Origin of the sequence: Bradyrhizobium japonicum USDA 6, assembly GCF_000284375.1 — a bacterium.
GTDB classification, from domain to species: domain Bacteria; phylum Pseudomonadota; class Alphaproteobacteria; order Rhizobiales; family Xanthobacteraceae; genus Bradyrhizobium; species Bradyrhizobium japonicum.
In genome coordinates, this window is the sequence record NC_017249.1 from 4,889,321 (window position 1) to 4,907,618 (window position 18,298).

Genomic DNA, 18,298 nt, shown 5'->3' on the forward strand with positions numbered 1-18,298 from the left:
ATTGCCGCGGTCCGTCCGCTGGCGATCGATGCTGTCGAATGGCCGGAGAGAAAGCCGGCGTCAGGAATGCCCCATGTTACGTTGTCATGCCCGCCGTGGCGTGAGCGCCGTCGCGGTCCAGGCCGCGCTGCTCGCGTCGTCGAGCGGAGTCTTTGCCCAAAGTACGAACTCGGAGCTGCCGGCGGTGACAGTTGAGGCGCCGCAGACTGGCCGTGCCAAACCAGCCACCCGGCCCTCGCGGCCGCGATCCGCTTCGGCCGGCCGCGCGGCGAGGCCCGTTACGCCGAGTGCGGGCGTCAGCGCATCGACCCCAAACCGGGCCGTGACGGCCAGCGCGGCGCGAGACGGTCTCAATCAGGCGCCAACCGGCCAGACCGAGACGACCATCTATCGCAGCCAGTTCGACAACCGGCCGGCGGTTACCGTGGCCGACGTGCTGCGCGAGAGCCCCGGCATATCGGTGAAGCAGGGCAACGGACCCCGCGATATCGGCATCTCGATCCGCGGCTCCAACGCCCGCAACGGCTTCGGCATCCGCAATCTCGTTATCTTCGATGACGGCTTCCCGGTCACGCAACCGGACGGGCTGTCCCGCAGTGACCTGATCGATCCGCGGGCCTACAGTGCGATAGATGTGATCCGCGGCCCGTCGTCGGCGCTCTACGGCAACTATGCCACCGGCGGCGCGCTCAATTTCCGCACCCGCCCGGGCGGCTCGATCGATGGCGCCGAATATGGCGTCGATGGCGGGAGTTTCGGCTACCTCAACAATTATTTTACCTACGGCAAGAAGGTCGGCAATTTCGAGGGCTCGCTGTTTGCGAGTGACGCCCGCGGCGACGGCTTCATCGGCAATAGCTGGTACAATACCCAAACGGTCAATTTTCTCGGCACGCTGCAGGCCACGCCTGATGATCGCTTTACCGTCAAGTTCATCAACAACAATCTTGATACCCGCCTTCCGGTCCGCTCCTCGCTGAACCAGTTCTATCGAAACCCTTTCCAGCAGGGCTGCGCGACCGGGGCTACCGCCGCACCGGGATGCGCGACGGTTCTGCTCAATAATAACGGCTTCAACACAGTCGCGGGGACCGACAGGGAAACGGCGCTGCAAGCAGGGCTTGGTCGCAACGACCGCCGGACCATCGTCGGCGGGCGATGGGAGCACGATTTCGACAATACGACGACATGGCGAAATCAGTTCGTTTTCGACGACCGCAACATCAGTCAGCCCACGGGTGGCACCAGCGCCATCGGCGACTTTCCATCGTACAATTACATGAGCGACATCACCAAGCGCGGTGAAATCTTCGGGATGGATTCGACCACCTATTTCGGTGGCTTTTACAATACTCTGACGGCATCGAGCGACACGAGATTCGTGATGCCGGGTGGTAACGCGACGCTGGGCAGACTCCAGAGCAATACGTTCAGCGACACCTCGAATTACGGCGTGCGTGCGCGCGAGGAACTCAAGCTGACGCCGCAACTGACCGCTGTTGCCGGGATCGGATGGGAAACCACCATTCTGAAGGGACTAAATACGGCATACACCTACACGGGAGCCGCGGGCATAACGACGACGAATCTCACCGCGACTGACCGGCAATTTCAGAATACGGCTCCCGAACTGGCGCTGGTCTACAAATTGAACCCCGAGTGGCAGTTTCGCGGCCGCGTCGCTACGGGCTACGGAACGCCGCAGGTCACCAACCTGTTCATCGTTTCGGACGGCACAGCCGGCAATAACACCCAGCTCCAGACGCAAAAGAATCTCGGCTACGATCTTGGCTTCGATTGGACTCCAAACACCGCGCTCAAATTCAGTGCGACCGGCTTCTACGAGTTTTTCCGTAACGAACTGGTGAGCCAGGCGACACAGGTGGCCGGCGTCAGCTTCATGTTCAACGCGCCACGATCCGAGCATCGCGGTGTCGAGCTTGCCGCTGACTGGAAGTTCCTTCCAGGCTGGCGATTCACGGCGGCGTATACCTATCTCGATCAATTCTACACCGAATACACGGAAAACCTCAGAAGCCCCGGCGTCGGTGGAACGGTCTTCAGCTTCAATCGTGCGAGCAACAAGATTCCCGGAATCTCGCCGAACGAGTTAACCGCGCGACTTGGCTATGACGAGTTTTCGGGGTCGCTTGCCGGCCTCGGCGCGTTCGTCGAAGTGCAGTGGAAGGATTCCTTCTGGATGGACAACGCCAATCTCTTGAAGGCGCCCGGTTACGAACTGGTCAATCTCAACGTGCACTACAAGACGGACCTCCAGTCCGACCACTTCAAGTCACTGAACGTCTATTTTGAAGTCAGGAACGTGTTTGACCGGACCTATGTGGCTTCGGCGAACAATATTGCGAATACGGTGCAAGGCACGGGCATCCAGGACGGAGCGATCGCTTTGGCGAATACGACCAATTCGATCTACGCCGGCTCGCCGCGCGCGTTCTTCGCCGGAATGAAGCTGGCGTTCAAATGATCGAGCAACACTGCAGGAGGAGGAAAGCCATGCTACGAATGAGCCTGCTCGCGACGCTCGTCCTTTTGCTTTGCCAAGACGCAGCGCATGCGCAAATGAGCCATCATCAGCATGCCTCCGAAGCGGCGTGCGAGGAGCCGACATTGCGCTGCGCAACCAAGGTGACGCCCGCATTCGGACCGGATGGAACGCTGTGGCTCGTCTGGATGGCGGGCGGGCAAGTGTCGGTTGCGAGCTCGCCGGATGCGGGGCGGAGTTTCTCGACCCCCACTCAGGTCACGACGACGCGGCTGAATCTCGACTGGGGCCCGGATGCCCGGCCAAAGATCGTGGTCGATCGCAAGGGTGGCATCGCGCTCGCATTCTCGATCTTCAGGGATGAGGCCTTCAACGGTCAGGTGCTCTACACGCGCTCGGCCGATGGCGGAAAGAGCTTTGCTGATCTGAAGCCGATCACCGCCAGCAACGAGAGCCAGCGTTTCGAGGCGCTGGCGCTCGATCAGGATGGAACGGTGTTTGCGGCGTGGCTGGACAAGCGCAATCGCGTTTTTGCGAAGGAGGCGGGACAGAAGTACGAGGGAGCGGGGCTGTTCTTCACCTCGTCCAGCGACGGCGGCACCACCTACCCAGAAGCAAAGCTGGCGCGCGAAGGCACCTGCGAATGCTGCCGGTTGGGACTGACATTCGCGGCGCCCGGGCGGCCGGCCGTGATCTTCAGAAACATTTTTGACGGCGGCGTACGTGACCACGCGGTCATGACCTTCGCCGACGTCTCGACGCCGGGTGAGATCCGTCGGGTCAGCAATGACGACTGGCAGATCAACGCCTGTCCGCATCACGGACCGAGCCTCACCGTTGCGCCGAACGGGACCTATCACGTCGCGTGGTACACGAACGGCAAGGCGCGCAAGGGACTGTTCTACGCCCACTCGCGCGACGAAGGCCGCACCTTCTCCGCGCCCATGGCGCTGGGGCAGCCGGGCCGCAATCCGACGCGTCCTTACGTGCTCGCTTGCGCGGCGGGAACGGTGATGGTCTGGAAGGAGTTCGACGGCGAGAAGACCTCGGTCCAGATGATGATTTCCCGCGACGACGGCGAGAGCTGGTCGCCGCCGAAGACGATATCGAGCACGACCGACACATCCGATCATCCCTTGCTCGTTTCCAATGGCCAACAGGTCTATTTGTCATGGATGACGAAAGCGGATGGCTATCGGCTCACAGCAATCGAGGACCAGCCATGAGACGTCGATTTGCAGGCATTCTGGGTCTGGGTATACTGATCGCGTCAGCGGCTACGCCGGGAGCGGCGCCGGCTCTGAAACCGTTCGAGCGCGGCAGCTGGCAAGGCGTCCTCAGGGGGCATGCGGGCCGCCCGACGCTCGTGCATTTCTGGGGCGTGACCTGCGGGCCCTGCAAGGTCGAGCTGCCGTTGCTCGGGCAGTTTGCGAAGGACCATCCCGGGATCGACGTGGTCACGATCAGCGCCGATCTCGTGCCGAACCTGCCCGCGGCAACGCAGTCGATGCTTGACAAGGCGGGGCTGTCGTCGACCGAGAACTTCATCTTCAACGATGGTTTTGTCGAACGTTTGAGGTTCGAGATCGATCCCGCCTGGCAGGGCGACATTCCCCGGACCATGCTCATCTCCCGGGACGGGACAATCACGACGATCGAGGGCTCGGCCGAGATGGCCGATCTCGAAAAATGGTCGGGCCAACAGCTCGCCACACACTGACATTCAATCTGCAAACGGGAAATACCGATATGAAGACCATGTTAAAAGATGTGCTGCTCGCTGCGTTCGCTCTCATGCTCTGCGCAGCACCAGCGGCGGCCGAGGACGTCAAGGCCGGCGATCTCGTCATCTCGCAGGCCTGGAGCCGGGCGACGCCCGGTGGCGCCAAGGTGGCCGGCGGTTATCTCACCATCGAGAACAAGGGGACAACGGCGGACAGGCTGGTCAGCGTTTCCGCCGACATCGCGGGGAAGACCGAGGTCCATGAGATGGCGATGGACAACGGTGTGATGAAGATGCGTCCGCTCGATAAGGGGCTTGTGATCGACGCCGGCAAGACGGTGAAGCTCGCGCCCGGCGGCAATCATCTGATGCTCCAGGAGCTGAAGGGTCCGTTCAAGCAGGGTGACAAGGTCCCGGTGACGCTGGAGTTCGAGAAGGCCGGCAAGGTCGCCGTCTCCCTCGACGTCCAGGGCGTCGGCGCGCAGGCGCCCGGCGACGGCGGGCACATGATGAAGAAAATGCCGGATCATTCGGGAATGAAGATGTGATGAAACAGATCAAGTCTCCGATGACCTCGCGTCGATCCCTCACAGGCCTTGTGCTCGCGATGGCTGCGTTGCTGTCGGTTGCCGCGACACCGGTTGCGGCGGCGACGGACGACGACAGCTTCTTCACGCATCTGCACACCGAGAAGGCCATGGCCAATGTCGCGGTCTCGCCGGGCCGCGCCGGCCCGGTCGAGATCGCCATCCAGCTCGAAACCACGGACGAGACGCCGCTCGCGGCGAGAGCCGTGTCGGTGACGCTCGTGGACACGCAGTCCGGCCGGAAGCTCGCGCCGGTCGAGGCTTCGCGCGACGGCGAGGACAGCTGGCACGTGAAGGTCGCGCAATTGACGCCCGGACGCTGGATGCTGGGTCTCGGAATTTCGATCTCCGAGGCCGATCATGTCAGCGTGGAATCGCCGATCCTGATTAAATGACGTTGTCGAAGGGGCCAAACATGTCGAAGAAATCCTGCCTGTTCCTGATCGCCGCGCTGGCCGCGTCGCCGGCATCGGCGCATATCACGCTCGAGACCAAGCAGGCGACGGTTGGTTCCTACTACAAGGCCGTCTTCGCCGTGCCGCACGGCTGCGCGGGTTCGCCCACGGTGAAGATCAGGGTGCAGATTCCGGAAGGCGTGATTGCGGTGAAGCCGATGCCAAAGGCGGGCTGGAGCGTCGATGTCGTCGAAGGCAAGTACGCCAATGAATACGACTATCACGGCAACAAGCTTGGCTCCGGCGTCAGGGAGGTGGCCTGGTCCGGCGGCAAGCTGCCGGATCACAACTACGACGAGTTCGTCATCAGCAGCTTCCTGACCAACAGCCTGAAGCCGGACACGACGCTGTATTTCCCTGTCGTCCAGGAGTGCGAGACCGGCGTCAGCCGCTGGATCGAGATCCCGGCGGACGGGGCGGGGCATTCGCACGAGGGCAAGTCGCCGGCGCCGGGCGTGAAGCTCCTGTCAAAGCCCTGATGCGCCTGCTCGCCGCGCTCGCGACGCTCCTCTGCGTTGTCGGCTTCGCGACCGGCGCGTCTGCGCATGCGGCGCTGGTCGCGGTCGAGCCGGCGAGCGGCAGCATGCTTGCGAGCGCGCCGAAGGCGGTGGAGTTGCGCTTCAACGAGGCGGTGACGCCGGGCGCGATCCAATTGATCGATGGCGCGGGCAGGGCGCGGGACGATGCGCGCGTCAGCGCGTCGGGCGAAACGATCTCGGTCGCGATGCCGCCAGACCTGCCGCAGGGCACTGCGGTCGTCAGCTATCGCGTGATCTCGCAGGACGGCCATCCCGTCGCGGGATCGGTGATCTTCTCAATCGGCATGCCGACGGGGACGCAACCTCCCGCCAATGCGGATCGCGGGTTGAGCGCGCTGATCTGGCTGGCGCGGGTCGGTCTGTATCTTGGGTTGTTCGTCGGTGTCGGAGGCGTGTTCTTTGCGCGCTGGGTTGCGTGGTCGACGACGGGCATGACCGTTCCACGCGTAGCGCTCGCCATCGGCATTCCGAGCGCCACTGCGTCCGTTGGCGCGTTGGGCCTCGATCTCCTCGGGCTGCCGCCGGCGGCTCTCGCGACGGCTGCCCCGTGGAAGGTCGCGTTCGCGACCAGCGCCGGCCCCGCGCTGCTGGTTGCGATTGCCGCGATGCTGCTCGCGTTGATGGCGCTGCGCAGCGGATGGTATGCGCGCGCTCTCGCGATCATCGCGCTGGTCGGCGTCGGTCTGTCGCTTGCCATGACCGGGCACGCCGCGACGGCCCCGCCAGAGGCGTTGACCCGGCCGGCGATCTTTCTGCACGGCCTCGGCGTCACCATCTGGATCGGTGCTCTCGCGCCGCTGGTCGCGCTGGTGTCGAAGCCGACGACTGCGACGCTCCCCGTCGTGAACCGCTTTTCCCGCATCGCTGCGCTGGCGGTCGGCGTGCTGGCCTTGACCGGCCTCGCGCTCGCGATCGTTCAGCTCGAAAAGCCGGTCGCGCTGGTCGAGACCCGCTACGGACTCATTCTCTCGATCAAGCTTGCATTGGTCACGGGATTGCTGGCGCTCGCCGCGCTCAATCGGTTCAGGCTTACACCGGCCCTGGCCCGGGACGAGAGTGGGACGCCCGCGCTCAAGCGCTCGATCCTGCTGGAGGGCGCGATCGCACTCGCCATCCTTGCCGTCGTCGCCGGCTGGCGCTTCACCCCGCCACCGCGGACGATCATTCCCGAGACGCCTTTGGCGATCCACATCCACAGCGACAAGGCGATGTTCCAGGTTCTAGTCTCGCCGGGCAAGGCCGGGCTCGACGATTTCGTGCTCCAGCTCATGACCGGCGAGGCCACGCCGCTGATCGCGAAGGAGGTGACGCTGACCCTGAGCCTGCCGGAGCGCGGCATCGAGCCGATGGAGCGGGGCGCCTCGCTTGGGCCGGACGGCTACTGGCACGTGCGCAAGGTCGAGCTTCCGTTTGCGGGGCGGTGGCATGTGCGGATCGACGCGCTGGTGACCGATTTCGAGAAGGTCACGCTGGAGGACGAGCTCGATCTGGGGCTGCCTTAAAGCGCGCCGGTGCAGTTCATGCTGAACCTGAAGGCAACGGAAAAATGACAGGAATTTCGCCGCCTTAGCGGCTTTTCCTCATTCCCGGTCTTGTGTTTTCGCTCCCAATCCGCTTTCACTGCAGGCGATCACTGATTCCCAGAGTATTGCCATGCGGTTGTCGCGATTCTTTCTGCCCATCCTGAAGGAAAATCCGAAAGAGGCGGAGATCGTCTCGCATCGGCTGATGCTGCGCGCCGGCATGATCCGGCAGGAGGCGGCCGGCATCTATGCCTGGCTGCCACTCGGCTTCCGCGTGCTGAAGAAGATCGAGCAGATCGTGCGCGAGGAGCAGGACCGCTCCGGCGCGCTGGAACTCTTGATGCCGACGCTCCAGCTCGCGGACCTCTGGCGCGAGAGCGGCCGTTACGACGCCTACGGCCCCGAAATGCTGCGCATCGCCGATCGCCATAAGCGCGAGCTGCTGTACGGGCCGACCAACGAGGAAATGATCACCGAGATCTTCCGCGCCTACGTCAAGTCCTACAAGAACCTGCCGCTCAACCTCTATCATATCCAATGGAAATTCCGCGACGAGCAGCGTCCGCGCTTCGGCGTGATGCGCGGTCGCGAGTTCCTGATGAAGGACGCCTATTCCTTCGACCTCAACGAGGCCGCTGCGCGCGTCGCCTACAACAAGATGTTCGTCGCCTATTTGCGCACCTTCGCGCGGATGGGCCTGAAGGCGATCCCGATGCGCGCCGAGACCGGCCCGATCGGCGGCGATCTCAGCCATGAGTTCATCGTGCTTGCGGAGACCGGTGAATCCGGTGTGTTCATCAATCGCGATGTGCTGGACCTGCCGGTGCCGGGCGAGGACGTCGACTATGACAGCGACCTGACGCCGATCATCAAGCAATGGACCTCGGTCTATGCGGCGACGGAAGACGTGCACGACGCCGCGCGCTTCGAGCAGGAAGTGCCTACCGACAAGCGGGTGAACACCCGCGGCATCGAGGTCGGGCAGATCTTCTATTTCGGCACGAAATATTCCGACGCGATGAAGGCGCTGGTTGCAGGCCCCGACGGTGTCGACGTGCCGATCCATGGCGGCTCCTACGGCGTCGGCGTCTCGCGCCTGCTGGGCGCCATCATCGAGGCCTGCCATGACGATGCCGGCATCAAATGGCCGGAGGCTGTGGCCCCGTTCCGCGTGTCGATTCTCAACCTCAAGCAGGGCGATGCCGCGGTCGATGCGGCCTGCGAGAAGCTCTACGCCGAGCTCACCGCCAAGGGCGTCGACGTGCTCTACGACGACACCGACCAGCGGGCCGGCGCCAAATTCGCCGCCGCCGACCTGATCGGCATCCCCTGGCAGATCATGATCGGGCCGAAGGGCCTCGCCGAGGGCAAGGTCGAGATCAAGAAGCGCAGTGACGGCTCGCGCGAGACGATGTCGCCTGCGGACGCGGTCGCCCGGCTGGTCGGTTGAATATTGTTCATCGCGCGATATCGCGGCCGCCAATCCGGCCACAATTGACCCCGAATCATGGGATTATCGAGCGATGGATGAGACCATGACCGAGACCAAGCAAACCGCGCCTTTTGCGCCATTCGAGTGGATGCTGTCGGCGCGCTATCTGCGGGCGCGCCGCAAGGAAGGATTCATCTCGGTCATCGCCGGGTTCTCCTTCCTTGGCATCATGCTGGGCGTCGCGACGCTGATCATCGTCATGGCGGTCATGAACGGCTTCCGCAAAGAGCTGCTCGACAAGATTTTGGGCCTCAACGGCCACATCCTGGTGCAGCCGCTGGAATCGCCGCTGACCGACTGGAAGGACGTCGCCGACCGCCTCAGCCAGGTCCAGGGTATCCGGCTCGCAGCGCCCGTGGTCGATGGCCAGGCGCTGGCGTCCTCGCCGTGGAATGCCTCGGGCGTCCTGGTGCGCGGCATCCGCTCCGACGACCTCAACAACCTCACCTCGATCGCCAAGAACATCAAGCAGGGCTCGCTCGAGGGCTTTGACGACGGGCAGGGGGTCGCGATCGGCCGCCGCCTCGCCGACCAGCTGTCGTTGCATGCCGGCGACAGCGTGACGCTGGTGGCGCCGAAGGGCGCGGTCACCCCGATGGGCACGACGCCGCGCATAAAACCCTACAAGATCGTGGCGGTGTTCGAGATCGGCATGTCCGAATACGATCTCGGCTTCGTGTTCATGCCGCTGGCTGAAGCTCAGGCCTATTTCAACCGCAGCAACGACGTTACCTCGATCGAGGTGTTCACCACCAACCCCGACAAGATCGACGCCTTCCGCAAGGCGGTGACGGAGGCCGCGGGCCGGCCGGTGTTCCTGGTCGACTGGCGGCAGCGCAACTCGACCTTCTTCAACGCGCTCCAGGTCGAGCGCAACGTGATGTTCCTGATCCTGACCATGATCGTGCTGGTCGCCGCGCTCAACATCGTCTCCGGCCTGATCATGCTGGTGAAGGACAAGGGCAGCGACATCGCGATCTTGCGCACGATGGGCGCCTCGCAAGGCTCGATCATGCGCGTCTTCCTCATCACGGGCGCCTCGATCGGCGTGGTCGGTACCCTGGTCGGCTTCTTCGTCGGCCTCGTGATCTGTCTCAACATCGAGTCCATCAGGCAATTCCTGTCCTGGCTGACCAGCACCGAGCTGTTCTCGCCGGAGCTCTACTTCCTGTCGAAACTGCCCGCCGAGATCGACGTCGGCGAGACCACGGCGGTCGTCATCATGGCGCTGACGCTGTCGTTCCTTGCGACGCTGTACCCGTCGTGGCGCGCCGCGCGCCTCGATCCTGTCGAAGCGCTGCGGTACGAGTGAGGGGCTGATGGAGAGCCACCAGGGGGCGGAAGATGTACCGGTCATTTATCTCCACGAGATAAGGCGGCAGTACTTGCAGGGCGAGGTGCCGCTGACGATCCTCGACAACGCCAAGCTCGCGCTGTGGGCCGGGCAATCGGTCGCGCTGGTCGCGCCGTCGGGCTCCGGCAAATCGACGTTGCTGCACATCGCAGGGCTGCTTGAAGCGCCCGATTCCGGCGAGGTCTACGTCAACGGCGCGCCGACCTCGCAGCTGCCCGACATCGAGCGTACCCAGCTCCGCCGCACCGATATCGGCTTCGTCTACCAGTCGCACCGGCTGCTGCCGGAGTTCTCGGCGCTCGAGAACGTGATGATGCCGCAGATGATCCGCGGCCTGAAGAAGTCGGAGAGCGTCAAGCGCGCCAAGGAGATCCTTGGCTATCTCGGCCTCGGCGACCGCATCACCCATCGGCCCGCGGAATTGTCGGGTGGCGAGCAGCAGCGCGTCGCCATCGCGCGCGCGGTCGCCAACGCGCCGCGCGTGCTGTTCGCGGACGAGCCGACCGGCAACCTCGATCCGCACACGGCCGATCACGTCTTCCAGGCCCTGATGCAGCTGGTCAAGGCGACCAAGGTCTCCATGCTGATCGCGACCCACAACATGGAGCTCGCCGGCCGCATGGACCGGCGCGTGTCGCTGTCGAACGGCCAGGTCGTCGAGCTCGAATAACAAAAATTGCGAAAACAACCCCATGCACAGTAGCCGGCCCGGGCCGGCTACGATCGGGGTGATGCCTTCCAGCCATTTGACATGTCGGGCCGATCGGCTGCGACGGCGCATCGCCGCAGCGGAGGGCCCGTTACGGCCTGATCACGGTCAATTTGAACGGTCCCGCATTGGCCGCGGCGTGTTCCACCGCCTCGTTGGCGTGGTCGAGGTCGAAGGCCGTCGCCTCGTATTCGTCCAGCCGCAACAATCCCGCGCGCACCAGCGCGATCAGGCGGCTTGCCGCATCCGGCGGATACATCCAGACGCCGTGGATGCTGATGCAGTTGCGCATGATCCAGGGGTAGGGCAGATCGAGGCCCGCGCCGCCCGCCATGCCGACGCCGCCCATCAGCACGACGCGGCCGTAAGCGCGCACCGTCATGATCGCCGCGCGTACGACGGTCGTGCTGACCGAGGGCGGCATGATGTCGAACACGCAGTCGATCGGCCCCGGTGCGGCGCGCTTCATGCTTTCGCAGTCGTCGCTCTCGTTGCCGGTGAGCTTCACCGGCTTCACCCGATCGCCGAAGCGGCGGACGAGGTCGGCCAAAATCCCATCGTTGCGACCGGGCGCGACCACGCAGGCCGCCCCCATCGCGAGCGCGACCGAGACGGCCGCGCTGCCGAAATTCCCGGTGGCGCCGCTCACCAGCACGGTCTCGCCGGGTTGAAGGTTGGCGGCGAGGAAGCCGCCATAGGGCACCAGCGCCGTCCCCAGCGCACACCATTGCGAGGCTTCCGCGGACGTGATCGCGCCAAGCCGCTTCACATTCTCGGTCGGCACGCGCATCCGCTCGGCATAGGAGCCGTGGCGAAAATGCCGTTGCAGGCGCATACCGCCGGGGCCGGCGGCCGTGAGCCCTTGCAGGGCGATATCGGGCGCCACGATGTCATCGCGCGAACGCACCGTCGGGTCGCAGAACACCCAGTCGCCAACGGCGAGCTTGGTCGCGTCCGGGCCGATCGCGCGCACCCGGCCGATGCCGCCAGGACCCGGGATGATCGGCAGGTCGAGCGCGTAGTTTCGTATCCCGTTGAAAACCTCGTTCATGTAGGACAAGACGCGCGTGGCGACGACGTCGACGATGACCTCGCCGGTGCCGAGCACCGGTTCCGGCACATTCTCGATCACCAGCGGCGATCCAAGGGATTTGAGTACGGCGGCTTTCATGTTGTTCACCTCAAAAAGTCGGGTGAACGGCATCTACGCCCGGCTTGAACGGCCAGGAAGGCCTGGTATTATCCTAGTATTACGAAGGCCCTCCATCGGAGCGCAACATCATGGCCGACCCGCGCCGCATCGAATTCGGCGACTTCCTGCGGTCCCGCCGCGAAAAGCTGACGCCGAAGACGGTCGGTCTTCCCGCGGGCAGCCGCCGGCGCACCGCGGGCCTGCGCCGCGAGGAGGTCGCACAGCTCGCCGGCATCGGTGTCGACTGGTACATCCGTCTCGAGCAGGGCCGCACCGTCAGCCCCTCGGTCACCACCGTCGATGCGCTCGCCCGTGCGCTGCGGCTGAGCAAGACCGAGCATGCGCATCTCAAGGCGCTGGCGCGCGACGGCGACAAGCGGGCGTTCACGCGCGAGATCGTGCCACCGCCGATCCTGCGGCTGATCGAGAGCCTGCCGCATCCGGCCTATATCACAGGGCGGCGCTGGGACGTGCTGGCCTGGAACGAAGCCGCCGAGCAGGTTTTTGCGTTCGGCCGGTTGCCGGAGGAGGATCGCAACACGATGCTCCTGATGATGACCAACAAGCAGACGCGCAAGGCTTACGGCGCGGGCTGGGCGGAGGTCGCCAAGCGCATGGTCGCGATGTTTCGAGCGAGCCACGACGTCTGGGCCGGCGATCCCGCCTTCGCGGAATTGCTGACGCGGCTGCGGCAGGGCAGCGCGGAATTCGTCAAATGGTGGGAAGCCCACGAGATCCGCAGCACCGCCTCGGGCCTCAAGACGATGTCTCATCCAACACTGGGCGTGCTGCATTTCGAGCACACGAGTTTTCAGGCCAATGACGATCCCGCGCTGAAACTCGTGATCTACACGCCGGTGTAGGACGTAGAACGCAGTCATCAGATCGGGAAGGCCACCGGCCTATGTCCGGCGGCCTCCGCGCTTATTGTGGTTTGCGGGGCGGCGCCCCGACTAGAGATCGATGCTGACGGCGATGTTACGGCCCTGTAGTTCGGCAATCTTCATTCCATCAGCCTGCAGCTGCGCGAACTCCGGGTCCTTTGACACGGCCTCCTGCACCTTGCCGTAGACTTCCCAATTGGCGTAGCGCGTCGTAACCAGCAACTCTCCGGCCCAGTGACCGGTGTGGAAACGGGAGAGCCGAAGAAATTCGGCACCATGTTTTTCAAAGATCTTCTTCGCCTGCCTGATGATCTGGACCGTTTCCTCGACCTTGTCGGTCTTGAAGCGAGTAAATTGAACGATCGGCATGGGCTACCTCCATAGCTGTGTAAACTGTCCAAGAGGCATGTATCGAGCGACGTTTGAGGAGCGAACCTCCAGTTCAATCTCGATAAAGGTTCGTCTTCAGCGGCCTGATCCAGGTTCAGGCTTCGCAAGTGGAAGTAGCTCTGCCCCTTCTCGGCAGATGGGCTCGCATCGTCGCTGGCGGGCGAACCGAGATCACGACCTGCCGCTGCGGGCTTGATGAAGCGCGACTGCCGCTGCCGGACGGCCGTGGCCAATGGTCGCGATGTTTCGCGCGACCATCGCCAAGCGTCAGCTTCCGAGGGCCAAGCGGGAGCGCTGCGATCCGTCAGGGCAATGCCGCTCGTGACCCAACGGCGGACGTCCTTTGATCTAGATCAACCAGAACGCGGCGCGTCGCTTCTTGGCTGTCTCACCCACCGTCGGTGCTTGCCTGGGTTGGACGGTGGGGAAAAGCCCCGCAGCGGGGCACTATTCATCCGCAGGGACCATTGGTCGCCGGTGCGGGATATTCGGGAGTACCTTCATGAAAAGGCAACTGTCGTCGCTTGCTGCGATCCTGTCGGGTCTGATCTTCATGGTGTCAACAGCGGTCCCAAGCGCGGCTCAATCGATTTCCGCGGAGGAGGCGCAAGTCATCGCTGCGGAGGCGTATGTCTACTTCTATCCGCTCGTGACGATGGACCTGACGCGCAAGCAGCTCATCAATTCCGATCCCAAAACCGCAGGCATAGGCGGTCCTCCCAACACCTTTGACAATATCCAGGCCTACCCGACTGCGGACATGAGGGCGGTGGTGCGGCCGAATTTCGATACGCTGTATTCGAGCGCCTGGCTGGACCTGACCCGCGAGCCCTTGGTCGTCTCGGCTCCTGATACCGGCGGCCGCTACTACCTGCTGCCGATGCTTGACATGTGGACCGATGTGTTTGCGTCGCCGGGATGGCGTACGACAGGCACCAAGGCGGCGAATTTCCTGGTCGTGCCGCCGGGCTGGACCGGAAGCGTGCCGGCGGATTTCGCGCGCATCGACGCGCCGACGCCTTATGTCTGGATCATCGGCCGCACCAAGACCGATGGTCCCGCCGACTATGCTGCGGTTCACGAGGTGCAGAAGGGTTACAAGATCACGCCGCTGTCTGGATGGGGCAAGCCCCCGGTTGCCGTGACACAGACCATCGATCCCAACGTTGACGTCAAGACTCCGCCGAAGCAGCAAGTCGACACGATGGCAGGCGATAAGTTCTTCGCCTATGCGGCCGAGCTGACCAAGATCCACCCGCCACACATCACCGATCAGCCGATCATCGCGCGCATGGCCCGGATAGGGCTAGAACCAGGCAAGAGCTTCGATATTTCGAAGGTCGATGCGACGGTGCGGAAAGCCGTCGAAGAGGCGCCGGCGCAGGCGCAAAAGCTGATGGCATGGAAAGTCCCGACGTTGGCGCGCGTCGCAAATCACTGGTCCATGAACACGGACACGATGGGCGTTTACGGGAACTACTATTTGAAGCGGGCTATCGTCGCGCAGGTCGGACTCGGTGCGAATCTGCCGGAAGACGCGATCTACCCGGGCAGTATTGGCGATGAAAACGGCAAGCCGCTCGACGGCGCCAACAAATACATCATCCGCTTCGCCAAGGACGCGTTGCCGCCGGTCGAGGCATTCTGGTCAATCACCCTGTATGACAATGATGGCTTCCAGGTTGCCAATCCAGTCAACCGCTTTGCGGTGAGCAGCTGGATGCCGTTCAAGCGCGATGCCGACGGATCTCTCACGCTATATTTCCAGAACGACAATCCCGGCGGCGATCGCGAAGCCAACTGGCTGCCCGCGCCCAAAGGCCCGTTCAACCTCACCATGCGCCTTTATGCGCCAAAGTCTGACGCATTGACCGGCGCGTGGAATCCACCGGGCATCAAGCGGGTCGATAGTGAAACCGTTGGCCGGCAGCAATGATGGATGCCAAGGAAGCCCGCCGAGCCAGGCAAGGGCGGCGCATTTAACGCGCCCAAGGATGGCTCGGCGAATACACTGGCGTCTACGTGCTTCCGATTGTGACCGGCATGAGGATCGTCACTTTGCCCTGTGAAAAGGCGAAGTGACGATGCAGGTGAGGGCGCGGCCGGCGGGCGCGCGACGGCGCGAGGAATGCGATCGCAGCGAAGCGCGTTGTGCACGCTGGTGGGCGGAGTTGCAGATTGAACCGTCGGACTCGTGGTGCTATTTTTCAGCGACGTCATTCCGTTTTCGGTTTGATGCGACGGGCGATCGGGCTTACGGACTGCCGCCCGTTCATTTTGAAATTGGAATAGTTGAGCCAATTGTGCCCCGCCTCCGGCCCTTTTGAGTGCGGTCGGACGATGTTTTTCATTGGCCTCCGTTCTTCCCATTGACTCGGAGGCGGGTTTTTTCAGTCGAACTTTGCAACAAGTCGATCTTCGACATGTGCATTCTGACGCGCCACGCGGATCTTGCCGCACCACATCACCATCCGATCGCGGGACGGGGCAGGCATTGCCTGATTGTTGCATTGCTCTGTGCCGCTTCCCTGTTTCAGGTCACGCCCAAGGCGTGGGGACAATGCTCGGCGCGCGACGTCTTACAGAATCAACTGAAGCTCGGCAAAGCTCGTGCAGTTGATCTGCCGCAAAAACTCATCGAGGCCGCCCGCGATGTTCCGACATGGAAGACCATTGCGGTCGGTACCTTTGGCAACTCCGTTGCGTTGCGCAATGCATTGGATGTCGTGGGTTGCAATATCGGCGGGCTGGCCGCGGAGGTTCTGGCTCGACCGGCCTTTACCGTCAGTTCCAGCAAGATGGACGTGGCGCTTGTGGCGGTGTCGGCGGTCGAACTCGGCTTTAAAACCGGTAGCGTGCCTCTGGCCGTCATTTACGCGCGGGCCCGACAACTCGGCTTTGAATTTGCGGCAGCGGAGGTCGGTCCGCAATTGCGCCTTCAATATCTCGATCAGCCCATGGGTGAATTCCTCATCGTGGGAATGCAGCCGATCAAGACGTGGAGCGGAGAGCCCGTGGTTCTCAACGTGGCAAATGGCGGAGCCGGGTTGATCCTGATCGGCCAGGACGGCCGAGATGACGCTGAAATACCGGCGACCTCCCGTTTTCTTTTCGTGCGGCCGCCTGACCTCAGCGGTGGAATCGCGGCGGCTCTGCTGCCGCCATGAAGACGAACAACCAGGTTTCGAGCAGCGCTGACAGCGGAGAAAATTCCTTGCGTCAGATCAAGCGGGACTTCCTGTCCAAGGAGAACAACGAGGCTGTCGGCTCAAGTACAGCGGCGCCGGGAATTCACCAGGGGATGGAGGCAGGCCTCGTCTCAAGTCTCGTCTGGAGCGGCTTCAACAGTAGGGAGTGACATCATGCGCGGATTCGGAGCTGTATGTATCTCACTGTTACTATCGGCAGTTCCTGCGACTGCGTCAGATCAAAATCTCAAGGAGGAAGTTGGAAAGATAGGTTCAGCATACGAGCGGTACTTCAGCAACAAGGATCCCGCCGGGATTACTTCGCTTTATACCAAGAACTATATGCGCGTGACTGAAGAGGGCGTCGTGGACAATACCAGATACTATGAGAACGCTTTCAAGGCGGGAGTGAGTCGCCTCGAGGTCAAGACGACCGAGGTTCAGTCATTGTCAGAAGGCATGGCTCTGGTCACCGGCGAATCTCGCGTTACCGGCAACAGCGAGACAGGCGCTCCCATAGACTTCACCGTTGTTTGGACCGCTCTCGATGTTCGAGAGGACGGGCAATGGAAAATTCGCATGCTCACCTCGGTCCCCAAACCGCCGCCCCAGCCGCAGCAGGCCGCAAAGTAACTCAAGAGGAGCGGGCGATGGCGCTCTGCTCGCAACGCAGTCAGCTCAGCCGCCTGTCTACGTGTTATGTGCCGTTCAAGCCTTGTACTTTGCGTTGTTGCTGCGGCATGCAGCCTCGGGAATCTGCGCATATCACCAGCATCGTCTTCTGAACGGTTTGTCCCGGCGCTCATGTCCGCTTTCCACGCCCTAGCGACGTGGTTCCGTCGTCTTCTGAACGGCCGGCCGGTGTCCTGGTGACGTACGAGGCACGCTGCTCGCCCGCATGTTCGGTGACCGGCGTTGTGAGTTCTTTGGGTGTGAATGGGTTCACAACGACGTCGCCGGGCGAGTGCTATGCTCCAGCCATTCAACTGCCGACTGATTTTTTGAAGAGTTTCTTTTTCGAACAGCCTCTGAGGAGAGGGTCATGTTCAAGCAATTCCTCTTGGTCGCGGCGATAGCCTCCCTGACGTCAGCCACATCCACCAAAGCCTATTGCGAACATGTTTTGGAGCGTGGCGTGTCCGCCGAGTCGCGTTCGGTTTCGTTGCATTCCGATGCAGCTCAACTTGCGGAAGCCCTGTTGGATGACATTGTGACCTGGCTCTCATCGAATTTCGACCTGCCTGCCATCAGACAGCGCCCCGTCGTTGAATTTGCGTCGAAGAAGGAGCTTGCGAGGTTGCGTGCAAGAGACCGTCCTTTTTCGCAAGGCTTCATGGAAAGCGATGGGCAACTCGCTCAGCGCGAAGTTGTCGCACTTTACGACAACGAGACGCGAACGATCCTGCTTCCTGATGATTGGGGCGGCAGTTCGCCGGCCGACCAATCGGTCCTGGTACACGAAATGGTCCATCACCTTCAGAATGTTGGAAAGCTCAAGTTTGATTGCCCACAGGCGCGAGAGAAGTTGGCCTACCTGGCTCAGGATAAATGGCTAGAGCGGTTCGGACTTACCCTGGAGAACGAGTTCGACGTCGACATGTTCACGGTGCTGGTTTCTTCAGCATGCATGTATTGATTGTGACCGATCGATCCCAGTCGCTGTCGAACGATTGCCTTTCCAACGGAAGGCAAAGCCAAGATCATCCCGTACGTACCAACAAGATCTTCAGCGGATTTGATTGATGGCCAGACTCTTGGC

Annotated in this window: 17 protein-coding genes; 15 read left to right on the forward strand and 2 right to left on the reverse strand. The window is 62.6% G+C overall.

The window, feature by feature from the left end; translation table 11 throughout:
* The first annotated feature begins 73 nt into the window (after positions 1–73).
* The 10 genes from BJ6T_RS23170 to BJ6T_RS23215 all read left to right on the forward strand — a co-directional run bounded on the left by BJ6T_RS23170 (position 74) and on the right by BJ6T_RS23215 (position 10,846).
* A complete protein-coding gene (locus BJ6T_RS23170) occupies positions 74–2,485 on the forward strand; it encodes a TonB-dependent receptor family protein (protein ID WP_028169455.1) in 2,412 nt (803 codons plus the stop codon).
* Positions 2,486–2,514: 29 nt separating this feature from the next.
* A complete protein-coding gene (locus tag BJ6T_RS23175; RefSeq protein ID WP_014494902.1) occupies positions 2,515–3,729 on the forward strand; it encodes a sialidase family protein in 1,215 nt (404 codons plus the stop codon).
* On the forward strand, positions 3,726–4,223 hold the full coding sequence (locus BJ6T_RS23180) for a TlpA family protein disulfide reductase (RefSeq protein ID WP_014494903.1): 498 nt from the start codon (positions 3,726–3,728) through the stop codon (positions 4,221–4,223). Before BJ6T_RS23175 ends, BJ6T_RS23180 begins: the two co-directional genes overlap by 4 nt.
* 29 nt (positions 4,224–4,252) lie before the next feature.
* A complete protein-coding gene (locus BJ6T_RS23185) occupies positions 4,253–4,774 on the forward strand; it encodes a copper chaperone PCu(A)C (protein WP_014494904.1) in 522 nt (173 codons plus the stop codon).
* A complete protein-coding gene (locus BJ6T_RS23190) occupies positions 4,774–5,208 on the forward strand; it encodes a hypothetical protein (protein WP_014494905.1) in 435 nt (144 codons plus the stop codon). The genes BJ6T_RS23185 and BJ6T_RS23190 overlap by 1 nt, the downstream gene beginning before the upstream one ends.
* A gap of 20 nt (positions 5,209–5,228) precedes the next feature.
* Entirely contained in the window at positions 5,229–5,747 is a 519-nt protein-coding gene (locus BJ6T_RS23195; protein ID WP_014494906.1) for a YcnI family copper-binding membrane protein, read from the forward strand.
* Complete coding sequence (locus BJ6T_RS23200) at positions 5,747–7,309, forward strand: copper resistance CopC/CopD family protein (protein ID WP_014494907.1); 1,563 nt, start codon at positions 5,747–5,749, stop codon at positions 7,307–7,309. Before BJ6T_RS23195 ends, BJ6T_RS23200 begins: the two co-directional genes overlap by 1 nt.
* Before the next feature lie 151 nt (positions 7,310–7,460).
* Positions 7,461–8,780, forward strand: a complete 1,320-nt coding sequence (gene proS, locus BJ6T_RS23205) for a proline--tRNA ligase (protein WP_014494908.1) — start codon at positions 7,461–7,463, stop codon at positions 8,778–8,780.
* Positions 8,781–8,853: 73 nt separating this feature from the next.
* Positions 8,854–10,134: a lipoprotein-releasing ABC transporter permease subunit gene (locus BJ6T_RS23210; protein WP_014494909.1), complete on the forward strand. Its 1,281-nt coding sequence runs from the start codon at positions 8,854–8,856 to the stop codon at positions 10,132–10,134.
* Between the two features lie 7 nt (positions 10,135–10,141).
* Entirely contained in the window at positions 10,142–10,846 is a 705-nt protein-coding gene (locus BJ6T_RS23215) for an ABC transporter ATP-binding protein (protein ID WP_014494910.1), read from the forward strand.
* 130 nt (positions 10,847–10,976) lie between these two features.
* Here the strand turns inward: BJ6T_RS23215 and BJ6T_RS23220 are convergent, their stop codons facing one another.
* The gene (locus BJ6T_RS23220; protein ID WP_014494911.1) at positions 10,977–12,056 is read right to left on the reverse strand and encodes an alcohol dehydrogenase catalytic domain-containing protein; all 1,080 of its coding nucleotides are present in this window, start codon (positions 12,054–12,056) and stop codon (positions 10,977–10,979) included.
* A 110-nt stretch (positions 12,057–12,166) separates the two neighbouring features.
* Here BJ6T_RS23220 and BJ6T_RS23225 point away from each other — a divergent pair, with 110 nt between their 5' ends.
* Positions 12,167–12,940, forward strand: a complete 774-nt coding sequence (locus BJ6T_RS23225) for a helix-turn-helix transcriptional regulator (RefSeq protein ID WP_014494912.1) — start codon at positions 12,167–12,169, stop codon at positions 12,938–12,940.
* A 90-nt stretch (positions 12,941–13,030) separates the two neighbouring features.
* On the opposite strand, the gene BJ6T_RS23230 is transcribed toward BJ6T_RS23225, so the two are convergent.
* On the reverse strand, positions 13,031–13,330 hold the full coding sequence (locus tag BJ6T_RS23230; RefSeq protein WP_014494913.1) for a hypothetical protein: 300 nt from the start codon (positions 13,328–13,330) through the stop codon (positions 13,031–13,033).
* 523 nt (positions 13,331–13,853) lie between these two features.
* On the opposite strand from BJ6T_RS23230, the gene BJ6T_RS23235 reads away from it, so the two are divergent.
* The 4 genes from BJ6T_RS23235 (at position 13,854) to BJ6T_RS23255 (ending at position 18,175) form a co-directional block, all read left to right on the forward strand.
* Positions 13,854–15,287 carry a DUF1254 domain-containing protein gene (locus tag BJ6T_RS23235; protein WP_014494914.1) on the forward strand — a complete coding sequence of 478 codons (1,434 nt, stop codon included), beginning with the start codon at positions 13,854–13,856 and terminating at the stop codon, positions 15,285–15,287.
* A 487-nt stretch (positions 15,288–15,774) separates the two neighbouring features.
* A complete protein-coding gene (locus BJ6T_RS23240) occupies positions 15,775–16,518 on the forward strand; it encodes a hypothetical protein (RefSeq protein WP_014494915.1) in 744 nt (247 codons plus the stop codon).
* A 195-nt stretch (positions 16,519–16,713) separates the two neighbouring features.
* Positions 16,714–17,172, forward strand: coding sequence for a YybH family protein (locus BJ6T_RS23250; protein ID WP_014494916.1), 459 nt, complete (start codon positions 16,714–16,716; stop codon positions 17,170–17,172).
* 409 nt (positions 17,173–17,581) lie between these two features.
* Positions 17,582–18,175 carry a DUF6647 family protein gene (locus BJ6T_RS23255; RefSeq protein ID WP_014494917.1) on the forward strand — a complete coding sequence of 198 codons (594 nt, stop codon included), beginning with the start codon at positions 17,582–17,584 and terminating at the stop codon, positions 18,173–18,175.
* Positions 18,176–18,298: the final 123 nt, after the last annotated feature.